Source organism: Pantoea sp., from assembly GCF_028283705.1.
In the GTDB taxonomy this organism is placed as follows: domain Bacteria; phylum Pseudomonadota; class Gammaproteobacteria; order Enterobacterales; family Enterobacteriaceae; genus Pantoea.
Genome location: NZ_JAPWKD010000001.1, coordinates 202,450 through 216,967, shown reverse-complemented (window position 1 = coordinate 216,967; position 14,518 = coordinate 202,450). Strand labels below are relative to the sequence as shown.

10 protein-coding genes are annotated in these 14,518 nt (G+C 51.8%); 1 reads left to right on the top strand and 9 read right to left on the bottom strand.

Features of this window, described 5'->3' with window-relative positions:
* Positions 1–2 precede the first annotated feature (2 nt).
* From wcaK to wbaP, 9 genes are all read right to left on the bottom strand, one after another.
* A complete protein-coding gene (gene wcaK / locus PW844_RS00920; protein WP_299445597.1) occupies positions 3–1,265 on the bottom strand; it encodes a colanic acid biosynthesis pyruvyl transferase WcaK in 1,263 nt (420 codons plus the stop codon).
* A 167-nt stretch (positions 1,266–1,432) separates the two neighbouring features.
* A complete protein-coding gene (locus PW844_RS00915) occupies positions 1,433–3,643 on the bottom strand; it encodes a phage tailspike protein (RefSeq protein WP_299445595.1) in 2,211 nt (736 codons plus the stop codon).
* 77 nt (positions 3,644–3,720) lie between these two features.
* Positions 3,721–4,755 carry a glycosyltransferase gene (locus tag PW844_RS00910; RefSeq protein ID WP_299445593.1) on the bottom strand — a complete coding sequence of 345 codons (1,035 nt, stop codon included), beginning with the start codon at positions 4,753–4,755 and terminating at the stop codon, positions 3,721–3,723.
* Between the two features lie 40 nt (positions 4,756–4,795).
* On the bottom strand, positions 4,796–5,548 hold the full coding sequence (locus PW844_RS00905) for a glycosyltransferase family 2 protein (protein WP_299445591.1): 753 nt from the start codon (positions 5,546–5,548) through the stop codon (positions 4,796–4,798).
* Positions 5,549–5,631: 83 nt separating this feature from the next.
* Positions 5,632–6,549, bottom strand: a complete 918-nt coding sequence (locus PW844_RS00900) for a glycosyltransferase family 2 protein (protein WP_084876001.1) — start codon at positions 6,547–6,549, stop codon at positions 5,632–5,634.
* Between the two features lie 233 nt (positions 6,550–6,782).
* A complete protein-coding gene (wzc, locus tag PW844_RS00895) occupies positions 6,783–8,960 on the bottom strand; it encodes a tyrosine-protein kinase Wzc (RefSeq protein ID WP_299445588.1) in 2,178 nt (725 codons plus the stop codon).
* Positions 8,961–8,972: 12 nt separating this feature from the next.
* Positions 8,973–9,407, bottom strand: a complete 435-nt coding sequence (locus PW844_RS00890) for a protein tyrosine phosphatase (RefSeq protein WP_299445586.1) — start codon at positions 9,405–9,407, stop codon at positions 8,973–8,975.
* A 9-nt stretch (positions 9,408–9,416) separates the two neighbouring features.
* Entirely contained in the window at positions 9,417–10,556 is a 1,140-nt protein-coding gene (locus PW844_RS00885; protein WP_208715789.1) for a polysaccharide export protein, read from the bottom strand.
* A 154-nt stretch (positions 10,557–10,710) separates the two neighbouring features.
* Positions 10,711–12,144 carry an undecaprenyl-phosphate galactose phosphotransferase WbaP gene (wbaP, locus tag PW844_RS00880; RefSeq protein ID WP_299445582.1) on the bottom strand — a complete coding sequence of 478 codons (1,434 nt, stop codon included), beginning with the start codon at positions 12,142–12,144 and terminating at the stop codon, positions 10,711–10,713.
* A 797-nt stretch (positions 12,145–12,941) separates the two neighbouring features.
* On the opposite strand from wbaP, the gene PW844_RS00875 reads away from it, so the two are divergent.
* Positions 12,942–14,516, top strand: coding sequence for a TerC family protein (locus PW844_RS00875; protein WP_299445580.1), 1,575 nt, complete (start codon positions 12,942–12,944; stop codon positions 14,514–14,516).
* Positions 14,517–14,518: the final 2 nt, after the last annotated feature.

Sequence of the window (14,518 nt, the reverse complement as noted above, 5' to 3'; positions counted from 1 at the left end):
CTTCACCCTAAAACGTTGAGAATTTCTTCAGTGATTCGGTTGCCAATCTCACGCTCCTGCGCCACCGCTGCATCAACTTTCTGCTTCACATTGTCGTAGTCAGCCAGTACGGTCTGCACTTTATCGATGAGCGAGCCATCCATCAGGCTCTGCACATCGGTTGCCATTTGCGGCAGGCCAAGCTGGTTCATCACACCCAGTGACTTGTGTTCATAGTTGATAGCAACGGCAGGTGTGCCGAAATTCATGGAAATAATGGCGGAATGCAGGCGGGTGCCGATCGTCAGATGGCAGTGACTTAACAAAATGCCGAGTTCGAGGTCGTTGAATTCGTCCATGATCACATGGTAATGCTCCGGATGATCAACGCTGTCACGCAGCGTCAGCGCCACCATGCGGTCATCTTTGGCATAGCTATCGATACCGGTGCAGGTTGAGAAGGCCACCACCTGATAGCCGTCGGCGATCATCGCATTGATCACCCGACCAAACGCCGCTTCGTATTCTTTTTGCGTAACGCCGAGACGTTTATCGAACGGGGCCAGCTCACGCACGGTAATCGCGATAGTTTTGCGTGAGCTGATAATCTCTTTCCAGTGCAACAGGTTATGGCTGGGATTTTCTACCTCACGCGCCTGCACCAGAAACGCGGTATCGACACCTTTCTTAACTTTGCTGGTGGTGACGCCATCCTGCTTCAGCCGCTCATAGCTGACCTCTTCACGCAGCACCAGGCTATCAACGCGGTCGAACACGAAGTTAGCCAGTGCATTGACGCGCGGGTTTTCAAAAGGTCCGACGGAATGCCCAATCATATATAGCGGCTTTTTCGCCATGAGCGCGCACAGCGCATGGTCAAACTGAGTCACGCCATACAGATCGACGAAGAAAGATCCCCCGACCTGGATAATGGCATCATAAGGTTCAAGGCTTTTGGTGAATTCGGCCAAATGCGGCGGCACAGAGAATGATTTATATAATCCCCCCTTACCCAGATGCGCCATCATAATATCCGGCATCAAACGGTTAGCCACTTTACGCTTTACGCTTCCCACTAACCCTTTAGCTGATTTGTTATTGTGCAGGAACAGAGAATCCTGCTGGATTTCCTGTTGCAGTAAGTACCCAGAGCTGGTTGGATAACGGCTGATGACGTCGATATCCAGATCACCACGCGCGGACTGAAGTGAATCAATCAGCCCGCGTAAAATCGCGCCATCCCCACGATTTCCACAGGTATGGTTACCCACCAATAAAATCTTCATAAAAACTCCAGATAAATTTTTGTAATTTTCTACAAGCCGCCATTTTCCTGGCCTGGCAAAAGTGAACTCTGTGTAAAAAGGACTGCAAGAGAGGTGAACGCCTGAAAAAAACTGCTCCATTTAATCCGGCCGCACTCCTGTTTGCGGCCGGTTTGCTGATAAACGTATTACGATTTCAGAGCGAAATACGGCAGTGCACAGGGCTCGCCATTAATCACCACCGAGATAAAACCTTTGGGTTCACGGGTATCAACCTGCTCCGGTTTCAGCATGCGTGAGGCCATCAGCAGATCGCCCTGCTCATTGCCGCCAATACCGGCTTTACCGTTGTGCAGACTGAAACGCTGCGGTGCCTGCTGGCTACCGCTGGCAGGCGTTCCCTGCGTCATGGTGGCATCGACGCGCGCACAGCGACCGGCGAGAAAGCGATCCTTCGCGGTACTTTTGATCAGCACAACAGTGGCGGGTGTCCAGCCGGCCAGTTTGACGAACACTTTGGTGTCCGTGTCAGTACGCGGTTCATAGCGCACATCCACCAGCGGTGAACTGCCTTCCGCAGACCAGCTGGCTTCCGCCTTGCTTTTCTTGCGCTGCAAGTGAATAACCGCCCGGCCACCGGTGCCTTTGCCGTCGATCGGGTTCATCAGCGGTTGATTGTCCGTCCCATTACTGAATTGCGCCTGACCAAACACCTCAATTTCCCAGCTATCACCCACGGCAGGTGAATAAAAATTCCCCAGCTCAAACCAGGTTTCCTGATTGGTGTTGTTCGACAGGCGAAAACGTGAAGTGATGTAGTTGTAATTCAGGCTGCCGTCGATGGCGACGCCATAGGATTCAACGCGCGTCGAACCCATCTCCCAGATATTCAGCCAGCGCTCGCCCTCCAGCGAGTTATCGATCCAGCTACCGGCCTGCAGATTGGTCTGGCGCATATTCAGCCGTGAGTTACGGGCAATCAGCGGGTTCTTACAATCTTCCAGGCTCAGTGCATCGATGATCCATTGGCCATTGGAGATATCGCCGGGATTTTCGGTGTGCTCAATCCAGCCGTTATGAATGATCGACTGGCTGCAACGTGGCAGATTCAGCACCATCCCGCCTTTACAGTGCTGGGCATTGAAGTTGGAAAGCTCAATGGCGGTGCTGTGATCCCAGTTGCCCGCTTTCTGCCCGGACCAGCTGGCTTTAATCACATCGCCTGTACAGCCGTTGGCGTACCACTGATCGATTTTGCAATCCAGCGTATCCAGCAAACTCAACGAAACGCCGCCCACCTGGTTAAAGCGCAAACAAGCCCCACGGAAGAACTGGCCTCCCGGGCAGGTATTACGGAATAACCCCTGCTTATTCGGACGCTTGTCGCTGTTACCGTTAAAAATCAGGTTAGAAATTTCGGTCCAGCGGGCATTTACCTGAAACAGGAATTCGGAACGACCATCCGAAACCAGCGTGGTGGCCGGGAAATAGCCAAAGTTCACCATCGCGCCAGAAATACGGAAGAAGCGCTGTTGCTGGTCACCGAAATCACAACCGGAAACAAAGAACGTCCCCGCCGGGAACTGCACGCAAATCGGCTGATTAGCATCCTGCGACCATTGATACATCGCCTTGATGGCAGGTGCGGCATCGGTTTTGCCGTCAGCGATCGCGCCGAAATCGAACAGCGTCAGACGGTTGAAATCTTCCACCACGCGACGCCAGGTAAAACCGTTACCGCTGAACATCACGCCGTTATCGTCTTTGCCATCACCAAAGGCACCGACAAATTCACCACCGCCCACTTCCAGACCTTCATGCCAGCTTTTCAGCTTGATTTTGGCACCGGCAAACAGCGGACGGGTTTTACGCAATTCCTCGACCGAGGGGATTTCCCCGATCAGCTGGTAACCATTGGGTTGCGCCAGGCGCTGACTGAAGTTGCTTTGATTGGGACGACTTACGTCATCAATGGAAAACAACGTATTGCCGCTGTTGTCTTCAACGGCCATCGAGTGGGCAGGATCAGCGATTAATGCCGCATTATCGTGGATAAATTGCGCAAAATTACCCTTATTCAACGCAATCGGCTGACTGATTTGCGATATTTTTCCGCTGGCATCACGCAGATAAACCGGGATTTGGTTACCCGATTTGCTGGCATCGCTACCGGCCTTACCAATCCACAATTTGCCCTCAAAGTTCTGCCAGAATTGCGGCGGCATGGTGTAAACATTTTCCGGCGTGAGAATCGGGACATCTCCCTGCGGTACGCTGGAAGGGTCGACCGCCTTCAATGCTGGCTGGCCATTTTTTGCGGCATAGCTGGAAAATGCACTCACCGAGAGCGCAGCAACAATGGAGGAGGCTGCGGTTTGTAAGACTTCTCTTCTTTTCATGCATCAAATCCCGTGGTCATGGGGCCGCCAGGCGGCCATAAGTGTGTCCCCGAGGTAGCCGTAGGCTTCATGCGGCGCTAAATCAGCGCCAGCCAGCTTTGTTTGATCTCTTTGCCGTCAAACTTCAGCGCCGTTTCTTTGGTTTTCTCGCTCATGCGGTAGAACAACGCATCGTCACTGGCGAGTTGGTCCATACGTGCCAGGAAAGTGGTTTTGTCATTCATGGGTACCAGGAAGCCATCTTCGCCATGATTGATAATTTCCTGCGGTCCGGTCGGGCAGTCATACGCCACCACCGGCAGCGACCAGGATTTGGCTTCCAGCAGCACCAGCGGTAATCCTTCATAACGCGAGGTCATCAGCGCCATGTCGCTGCCACGGTAGTAATCATTGATGTTGCTGACTCTGCCGACGAAATTGACGCTGCCCGTGATCCCGAGCTGTGCAGCCTGATCGTGTAATTGCTGGCGTACCTCACCGTCTCCGGCGACAACCAGCGTCCAGTCAGGGTGGGTTTTGCTGAAATCAGCCCAGATATCCAGCAGCAGGTCGAAACCTTTCTGATGTTCGAGGCGGCCAATGGCCAGCGCCTGACGGGTACGCGTGTGACGCGCAAAAGATTTGTACACCACCGGATTGGGAATCTGCTGGCTGGGAATATTCCAGCGGCTGAAAACCTGATGGTCTTTATCGGTCAGCACGATCACCTGGTCATAGAAGCGCAGCAGCAGCCATTTCAGCACTTTGATCGGTTTACTAAAGGAGTTGATGGCGATGTGCTCGCAGGCATAGGCTTTGAAGCGCTTTTTCTTCATGGACATCAAGTTCCAGAAGGCAAACATCACGCTCAGACGCCCCATGCTGATGAGGAAAACGCTGTCGAACCCTTCCTGCTGGATGCGGGCCACCGCGCTTTTAATCGGATTACTGTGTCCGGCAAAGCTGACAATCTCTTTGGCATGGGTAAAGGGGTAAAACGGCTTTCCGCTACCTTCCAGCGAATAAACGGTCACCTCATGCTGTTCGCCGAGACACTCCGACATAAAGTTGCAGATGTTTTCCGTACCCGCGTACGAATAAGCATCCTTAATCACCAGTACAATCTTTTTCATGAAACGCTTTCCACCTCAAACGCGCAAATGATGCCGGGTATCAACGATGCTTCAGGGTGAAAAGCACACCGTTCACCATATACCAGCCGTAATAGTAATAGATTTTTAAGGGATTGTTTTTATAGATAATTCTTAATAATTCGAGGTGCCATTTTGCCGCTTTATTTTTGTTACGAGACAGCGAATCACCCAACTCGTAGTAGTTCACCAGCGTCTTCTGGATCACCCGGGCTTGCCGGTAACGGAGAAACAGCTCGTAGAGGAACAGGAAATCTTCATGGCCTTTACGCTGAAAGAAGATGCCCTGTGGAGGACGGCGAAAACAAACTGAAGAGAAGCAGACACGATACTGCTTCTTCACGAAGTTTTGCTGTTGCAGATAGGGTTTGCTGTAGATGATATCGTGGTCAGCGCTTTTGGTTTTGTAGTGGTAATGGGTAATAACAAAATCGTCACCGGCAGCAATAGCGGCGGCCTGATCAGCCAGCTTTTCCGCATGCCATTCATCATCGCTATCAAGGAAAGCGATGATCTCTTGCTGTGCTGCACGCAGCCCGACATTACGGGTCTCTGCAGCACCCTGGTTCATCTCATTGTTGAGAATAGTGATACGCGCGTCCTGGCAATGTTCACGTACCAAAGCCAGCGAATCGTCGGTCGATTTATCGTTGATCAGATAGAGATGCCAGTCGCTATAGCTCTGATCGAGAATCGACTGCACCGCACGCAATACCGTCTGGCGCGCGTTATACATCGGCATCACAATGCCGATGGTGCCTACATGATTTTTCATCTGAATACCCGTAAGAGGAGATGACAGGAAGTACAAAAAAATTGCCCCGGTCTGGGAGCAAGTGAAATCAAAAGAACCACCAATCAGGAAACAGCCCTGCTGCCAAAGAAACGGGATTTCACCTTGTTCATCAGACGGCTCATGAAGTAAGCCTGGTTATCTTTGTTAGTCAGGAAGAAGTAACGCGCGAAGCTGACGCTCGCCAGCAGCGAGTTGCCATCCATTTTGTACCGCAGCGGCAGTTTGAACGCTTTGTAGGTGTGGATATCGCGCGCCGTCAGATAGGGTTTCATGGTATCAAGCCAGAAGAAGGAGTATTTCACCGACTCCCCTTTATGCTTCGAGCCAAATTTGGTCACCAGATGGTAGGTCGCCAGCGGTTTATCAATCATGACGAATTGATAGCCCATGCGATCGGCGCGAATGCAGAAGTCATAGTCCTGGTGGCGAATATAGCGTGTATCGAATTTGATCTGTTCGGCATCGGCACGCTTCAGCACGATGGTACTGGTCTGGATGAAGCCATAACAACCAAACAGATATTCAGCCACGGTTTCGTTGTTACCGGGTGGCTGCATCGGCATCACTTTCAGGAAGCTACCGTCCTGGTGAATATTCACCTGACTAAAGATGACATAACGCGACTTGCCCTGTGCCTCAAGATTAGCGATGGTGCGCGAGACTTCCAGCAGCTTGTCCGGATGCCATTCATCGTCGGCATCAAGAAAACTGATGAAATCACCGCTGGCGAGTTCAATCCCTTTATTGCGCGCCCCTGCCCCGTTGAGTTTTACCTCAGAGAGCTCCAGCCTGATGTCCAGGTCCTGATAGCGATCGCTGCGCACCACCTGCGCCAGTTCAGCCGCATCGGCTGATTTGTCATCCACAATGATGACTTCAAAATTGCGATAACTCTGCGCATTGACGCAATCCAGCGTCGTCACAATCGACTTCGACGCGTTATAAGCGGGAATTACAATTGAGAAGTGGATATCCTGCATTGCCAGCACCTCTTAAACAGCTGTTCCAGATTCAACGGTATACTCCGCCACCTGATGATGGGAATCGGCTTTTTTCCTAAAAAATCATGCCGTTATATCCATTCCTCATTAAGCAGTTGCCTACCATTACGGAATTACCTAAGCGTGTGCTGTGTGTATAAGTGTTTAAAAATCAGTGCAAAACGCACGATAAAAACGGGGCGGATAAACCGCCCCGGAAGAGTGTCTGTCTCTTAGCTTTTGGTTTCTTTGCCGTATTCGTAGTTGTAGTAGTCGTAGCCATAACCGTAGACATTCGACGCTTTACGCACCACGGCGTTGAGGATGACGCCTTTGATCTCAATACCGTTCTGCGCAAAGCGACGATAACTGACATCCAGCTCTTTGGTGGTGTTGGTCTCAAAACGCGCCACCATCAGCGAGGTTCCGGCCAGCTTACCGATAATGGAAGCGTCGGTTACGGCCAGGATCGGCGGGGTATCGATCAACACCAGGTCATAGTTTTTACCCGCCCAGTCCAGCAACTCACCCATGCGACGATGCATCAGCAGCTCTGAGGGGTTAGGTGGCACCTGACCACGCGGCAGGAAATCAAATCCGTACGCGCCTTTCTGAATCATGCCCGGAGAGAACTCACTCTTGCCGGATAACACGTTAGACAGGCCAACTTTGTTTTCCGCTCCCAGCAGTTCGTGGGTATAGCCGCGACGCATATCACCATCGATGAACAACACGCGTTGACCCGCTTTCGACACCAGCGTTGCCAGGTTGGCACAGATAAAGGTTTTACCAATACCCGGGCTGGCACCGGTGATCATCAGAATGTTGTTCTTCGCTTCCATCATCGCGAAGTGCAGGCTGGTACGCAGGCTACGAATCGCTTCGATGGAGAGGTCAGTCGGGTTGCCCAGCGCCAGCAGCGTATTGTGCGGGTCACTTTTCTCTTTGTGCCCACGCCGCGCCAGTGCTTCGGTATCCTTCTTACGCTGCCAGTCAGACAACGGCACGCTGGCATAAACGTTCATACCCAGTTCTTCCAACTGCTCCGGGTTTTCAATACCGTGATGGAACACCGCTTTCAGCAGAATAATGCCGACGGACAGCACCAGACCCAGAATCAGGCTGGCGGCAATGATCAGCAATTTCTTCGGTGCGACAGGCGAGCCAGCGGTTTCTGCCTGGTCAATGATGCGCACATCCCCGACGGTACTGGCTTTACTGATACCCAATTCCTGCTGACGATTCAGCAGCTGCATGTAGATTTCCTGCCCTGCCTGCACATCACGGGTCAGACGCAGAATCTCCTGCTGAGTCTGCGGCATCTGCGCAATTTTCTTGTTCAGATTGGCCTGCTCGTCTTCCAGCGTTTTGCGTTTTTCCAGCAGCGCACGGTAAGTCGGATGATCTTTGGTGTACAGCTGCGACACTTCAGCTTCACGGAAGGTCAGCTCATTCAACTGGCTCTGTACGCTAACGGAAGAATCCAGCGCTGATTTCGCCTCCAGTGACATATCTACCGATTCGTTTTCACGACGATAGGCGTTCAGCTTGTCTTCGGCTTCATTCAGGTTATCGCGTACCATCGGCAGCTGATTGCGCAGGAAATCAAGGCTCTTCGCTGCCTGTTCCGATTTGCGCTCAACGTTCTGCAACAGATAGTTGTTCACGATCTGATTCAGCACGCGGCTGGCCTGATCCGGATCTTCGTGCTGGTATTCCAGACCCAACACACCGGTATCTTTCGCTTTATCGGCAACCGTCAGACTGCCCAGCACCGCTTTGATCGCCTGCAGATCGCTCAGCTTGGTGACATCAAAGCTGGTGCCGGCATCCGCCTGAATACCGCTTACCAGCATGGTGACTTCACCGTGCTGTTCCAGCTGGCCCACGCGGCCTTTAAACAACTCGTCCCCATTGCTGGTCACGGTGTAGGTCTGCGGCCCGGTTACTTCCAGCTGCACGGTACGTTTGTCGATTGAACGCGGGATTTCCAGACGCGTGATCGCGATCTGCGCCGGTTTGTTACCCATCAGACGCGACAGACCTTTACCGATGATCGGGAAATAGTTCTGCTGCACCACGGTATCCAGACCAAGATCGTCCACCGTTTTACCGATGACCATGCGCGATTCAAGAATCTGAATTTCGGTATCGGAAGCCGGTGTTGACGGCAGGATATCCTGCAGATCGTTCAGCACCGAGTTGGTGTTCTTCTGCTCGACCTGCACCATGGCATCGGCGCTATAGATCGGCGTGGCAAACAGTGTGTAGAGGGTTCCCACCAACATGAAGAAGGCGGTAACGGCAACAATGACCCACCGATGGTCAATGAGTTGTCCCACAAGATGCGCCAGATCCCATCCATTCGAATCCTCTTTCGGCGCTGTCATAACCTTGTTTTTTATATTCATGGATAATCCCAACTATCGGCTTAGTACGTTGACCCATTTCTGGGTAGCGTGTTCCAGTAACCCGTAAACCTCTTCAAAGGCCTCACGGCTTTTTTTGTACGGATCCGCTATTTCCTGTTGGTTGAGCCAGTGCCCAAGCAGCATGGTTTTCCCGCGTGCGGCTGGATCGATCCGATTTACCTGCTCAACATGACGCTTTTCCATCACCAGAATCAGGTCATAGTCACGGCACATTTCGGCCGTTAACTGCTGAGCCTGGTGACCTGCCAGTGACACGCCATGTCTGGCAGCCACATCACTGGCAGTTTGATCTGCCGGGGAGCCACGCAGAGCACCCAGCCCCGCAGACGCTACCCGGGTTTCAGGTAAAGCGCGTTTGAACAAACGCTCCCCGGTCGGGGAGCGGCAAATGTTGCCGACACAGACGACTAACACGGAGCTAATCATGGTTAAACCTTAGTTATCCCATGTATGGAAACGCAGAGCTGCGGAGCTTGCATCGTCGATACCTACGATGGTTGGCAGCAGCGCGGAAATAACACGGTTCCAGCGGGTGAGCGGAGTGGAGGTGACATACACGATGTCGTACGGCTCCAGTTGGAATTCAGTACCCATCACCATTGATGCAGCATCTTTGGTATTCAACTGATAGATGTTGGCGATCTTGGTACGGTTGCTGCCACGAATAGGACGAATGACGAACACGCCGGTGGCATCTGCCGTGGTCTGATCCATGCCCTGAGCATTGCCCAGCGCTTCAGCCAGCGTCATGCCGCTGCGGTCCATTTTCAGCGTGGTCTGCTGCTTCACTTCACCCATAACGAAGACCTTCAGATCGTCGTTACGTGGGACGTAAAGAATATCGCCCGGATACAGCAAGTGGTTCTGGCTCAGGTCACCGTTTTGCATCAGCGCCTGCAGCGAAATACGCTGTTCACGGCCACCGTGCGTCAGCACCACGTTACGCCAGTCGGCATCCGCCGTCAGACCCCCTGCGGCGTTGACCGCGTCCAGTACCGTAAGCGGTACGTTGGTAATCGCCTGTTGGCCTGAAGTCGTCACCGAACCGCTGATATAGGTTTTTTGTGAACGGAAGGCAGCGACGTTCACATCCACCTGCGGACTTTCGATGTACTGCGCCAGACGGCGCGCGATTTCGGCACGGATCTCAGTCACGGTTCTACCCGCAACCCGCACTTTGCCGATATAGGGATAGAAGATCGTACCATCAGCCTGCACCCAGTTACCGGTGTCGCTGGCACTGCGGTACTGGCCCGCAGGGGTGGTCAATTCCGGGTGATCCCACACGGTGACGTTCAGTACATCACCAATGCCGACACGATATTCATAGCTCTGAATTTCGTTCTGCAACGCCGGGTTGGCTTGCGCCACCAGCGGTTTCGGACGCATCTGCTCAACCAGACGCGGTGTTAAAGGAAAGACGTTAACGTATTTGTCGATGTCAAAATTGCTGTCCTGCTGCTCAATGACATCTTTTCCGCTAGTGGAAAGGCGCTGACCTGGCTCGATCGTGCACCCGGAGAGAATAGTGGCCGATACCAGTAACGGTATCATTTTAATTTTCATTGTAATCATCTGGATCTTCGCTATCAGTTAATGATTGATAGAGGCGAAAACGCCGCTGTGTAAGCGTCTTACAAAAATAAAGCCGACGGGTTAAACACCGAAACTGTGGGTCATTATCATTGGCTCCCTGGGTTTTATGTTGTCGCCGTGCCCTCGCTGTCTATCAATAAGCTCCGTCGCGTTTCAGCACTACGCCAATCGTCTTAAACAGAATCGCGATGTCATTCCACAGCGACCAGTTTTTGACATACCACGAATCGAAATAGACGCGCGTTTCATAGTCAACGTCGTTACGACCGCTGACCTGCCACAATCCCGTCATGCCTGGTTTCGCCATCAGGTAATAATCGACGTCACCGGCATAACGGCAGAGTTCATCTTCGATAACCGGACGCGGTCCCACCAGGCTCATATCGCCACGGACCACGTTCCACAGTTGCGGTAACTCATCCAGACTGGTTTTACGGATAAAGTGACCGACTTTCGTAATGCGGGGATCGTTCTTCAGTTTGAAATCTTTGTCCCACTCGGCGCGCGCCACCGGATCGGTACGCAGTACCTCTTCCAGCACCTCTTTTGAGTTGATCACCATCGAGCGGAATTTGAGACATTTGAACTTGCGACCATTCATACCAACGCGTTCATGGCCGTATATCGGGTTGCCACCGTCACGTCCCACCAGGAATCCCAGTACCAGTAATGCCGGTGACAGCGCAATGATGATGCTGAGCGCGCCAACAACATCGAAGACACGTTTCAGGCAACGCGAAGTCCGCTTCGCCAGGTTGTTATTAACCCGCAGGATCATCACTTCGTGGCTGAAGATATACGCCATATCGGTGCCGTAGAGCGGCACACCACGCAGCGTTGGGATAACGGAAACTGAGCGACAGTTGTGCATAGCGAGCGTCTTCAGCCAGTTATCACGATGCTGGCTCTGCTCAAACTCCACCGCGACGATAAATTGCGTCTCAACGTTGGTGAGCTGCCACAATTCCTGCTCATTACGCAGCACCGGAACACCGGCAATGCTGGTCTGTGGGCAACTGCCATCCACATCGAAAAAAGCGATCACATCAAATCCCATCACTTCTTCGCTTTGCAGTGCCTGCCAGGCTTCCTCGGCATTCTTGTTACTGCCGATGATAATGGTCTGCTTTTTCCACATGCCAAAATGGTTCAGGACGCGTTTTGACAGGGCACGACCCAGTGGAATTAGGATTAATGCCAGAAGCCAGGTCAGTACCCAGACAAAACGCGACATCTGCCACTGTGACAGTGCGGTAATTGACAAATCGATGACAGAGAAAATAAGAATGGTACGAAAGATCTCTTTTAGCTCGAACCAGAAAGGCTTGCGATAGGTGAAATGTCGCAGGCGAACCCAGAACCAGCCAACACAAATAATCGACAGACAGATGTGTGTGGCGATTTTTAAATCGAGGTCTTTTTCAGAAATATCTGCCAGTGGGGAGTTCGTGAGCGAATTAATCAGCGCCAGAGCAATAAACAACGCCGCGTTGAAACAAATTAAATCCGAGCACGCCAGTAAAATTTTAGTGAGGAGACTTTTATAGGTAAATTCGTTATCGCGCATAATTAACTCTTTATTTTATTTCCCTAATCCTTAATGCCACAAGACTGCGTAATAAATGAGCGATATAAAAAACTGTCACGAAAGCAGCAACCTGGGGGGTATATCTTCGGCGTTGATGCCAATTCCTTTGCAGTCACACCCAGAAAATTATGATAAATACCAACAGATTAGTCCGAGTTCCTGCTGATACCCCTGCAAAGCAAATCCCCCGGAGAGAAAAGCACTTCGGACACGCTACCGCCCTTGGCTGTCGCTGCCAATACCGCTTTACTCACCCTATTTCCTGTCTGTGAACGACCTTAAAAGCCATGACAATAACTGGCCTTAACCTGGGCACGATCACAATTCTCAACATTAAGAAGCTAAACAGCGCGCTATTAACAACATAAGCGCAGACATTTACTAACACGTTGCTATACTAGTTATTACTGGCTTGTTTACAAGTAGACCCCGTGTTCCCTGCTCTATTTTAGGAAAAAGACTACCAGTCATTAGTATTGATGCCATCCCTTTCAGGCCATTCCCACGCAAAAATCAGAATAATTCGATACTCACCTTCTGCGCATTTCGCATTAAAAATGCACATCGACGCATGAAGAAAAAAATTAATAGTGGTGATATCAGGCGCATGTTGTTTATCCATACATTCAACTTATCTGTACAAAATAGCGTTTAGGAATATTCCTTATTATCATGAGCACCCTATGTAATACGGTGCTCAGGCGCTATTTGTTCCCTGGCTGAGGATTAACTATGATAAGACTAAGCTCATTCTCAGACATTCAGGTGATGAAAGCATGTTGGCGTGGATCACTGATCCCTCGCTCTGGGCCGGATTAGTCACGCTAATCGTTCTTGAGCTGGTGCTGGGCATTGATAACCTGGTTTTCATTGCCATTCTGGTGGAAAAATTACCTTCGTCGGTGCGCGATCGCGCCCGTGTGATTGGTCTGCTGCTGGCGCTGGTATCGCGTCTGCTGCTGCTGGCCTCGCTTTCCTGGTTGGTTACCCTGACCCAACCCCTCTTTACCTTCTGGCAACATAGCTTCAGTGCGCGCGATCTGCTGCTGTTTGCGGGCGGTGTATTTCTGCTATTTAAAGCCACAACCGAATTAAATGACCGGCTGGAAGGCAGCGACGAAGACGACGGTCAAACTAATAATGGTGCTAAATTCTGGCCCGTCGTGGCGCAAATCGTGGTGCTGGATGCCATCTTCTCGCTTGATGCGGTGATCACCGCAGTGGGTATGGTGAATGAATTGCCGGTGATGATGACGGCAGTCACCATCGCCATACTGCTGATGTTGCTGGCCAGTAAACCCCTCACGCGTTTCGTCAATGGCCATCCCACCATTGTCATTCTCTGCCTGAGTTTCCTGCTGATGATTGGCTTCAGCCTGGTGGCAGAAGGCCTTGGCTTTATCATCCCCAAGGGATACCTGTACGCCGCCATCGGCTTCTCAATCCTGATTGAAATATTCAACCAGCTGGCGATATTTAACCGCCGTCGTTTTCTTTCTGCTGGCCGTCCGCTGCGTCAGCGCACTGCTGAAGCGGTGCTGCGTATTTTACGTGGTGAAGCGCAACGTGCGGAGCTGGACGCCGACACCGCATCGCTCCTCGCGGATAGCGAGGAAGGCGCGCTGTTTAATCGCCAGGAACGGCGCATGATTGCGCGCGTACTGGGGCTGGGACAGCGACAAATCAGCAGCATCATGACCTCACGCCATGACGTTGAACATATCGATTTGAGTGAAGACCCGGCAGAAATTATGGCGAAGCTCGATCGCAATCAGCACACCCGCATTCTGATAACCGAAAAGGGCAATGAGCCACTGGGCGTGGTGCATGTTATTGATCTGATGCATCAGGCTTTGCATGTTAAATCACTCGATTTACGTTCGCTGATTCGTCAGCCGCTGGTGTTCCCCGAACGCCTCACGTTGCTGCAGGCGCTGGAACAGTTTCGCCAGGCACGCACCCATTTTGCCTTTGTGGTCGATGAGTTTGGCTCGGTGGAAGGGGTGGTCACGCTTAGCGATGTGATGGAAACCATTGCGGGCAATCTGCCTAATGAAGGAGAAGAGATTGATGCCCGCTATGACATTCAACCCAGCTCCGACGGCGGGTGGATTGCTAACGGCCATATGCCGCTGGAAGATTTAGCGGTGTATGTGCACCTGCCACTGGATGAGAAACGTAACTATCACACGCTGGCTGGTTTACTGATGGATAGCCTGCAACACGTGCCACACGAAGGGGAAGTTTTACAGGTGGGAGATTACCTGCTGCGGACGTTGCAGGTAGAAAATCACCGCGTGCAGAAGGTGGAGATTGTGCCGCTGGCATCGGAGGTTGTGCAGAACCCGTAGCG

What these genes read in the sequence shown, in the direction of transcription:
- wcaK (WP_299445597.1), bottom strand. Translation starts at nt 1,265, where the DNA reads ATGAAGATTTTATTGGTGGGTAACCATACCTGTGGAAATCGTGGGGAT.
- PW844_RS00915 (WP_299445595.1), bottom strand. Translation starts at nt 3,643, where the DNA reads ATGAAAAGAAGAGAAGTCTTACAAACCGCAGCCTCCTCCATTGTTGCT.
- PW844_RS00910 (WP_299445593.1), bottom strand. Translation starts at nt 4,755, where the DNA reads ATGAAAAAGATTGTACTGGTGATTAAGGATGCTTATTCGTACGCGGGT.
- PW844_RS00905 (WP_299445591.1), bottom strand. Translation starts at nt 5,548, where the DNA reads ATGAAAAATCATGTAGGCACCATCGGCATTGTGATGCCGATGTATAAC.
- PW844_RS00900 (WP_084876001.1), bottom strand. Translation starts at nt 6,549, where the DNA reads ATGCAGGATATCCACTTCTCAATTGTAATTCCCGCTTATAACGCGTCG.
- wzc (WP_299445588.1), bottom strand. Translation starts at nt 8,960, where the DNA reads ATGAATATAAAAAACAAGGTTATGACAGCGCCGAAAGAGGATTCGAAT.
- PW844_RS00890 (WP_299445586.1), bottom strand. Translation starts at nt 9,407, where the DNA reads ATGATTAGCTCCGTGTTAGTCGTCTGTGTCGGCAACATTTGCCGCTCC.
- PW844_RS00885 (WP_208715789.1), bottom strand. Translation starts at nt 10,556, where the DNA reads ATGATTACAATGAAAATTAAAATGATACCGTTACTGGTATCGGCCACT.
- wbaP (WP_299445582.1), bottom strand. Translation starts at nt 12,144, where the DNA reads ATGCGCGATAACGAATTTACCTATAAAAGTCTCCTCACTAAAATTTTA.
- PW844_RS00875 (WP_299445580.1), top strand. Translation starts at nt 12,942, where the DNA reads ATGTTGGCGTGGATCACTGATCCCTCGCTCTGGGCCGGATTAGTCACG.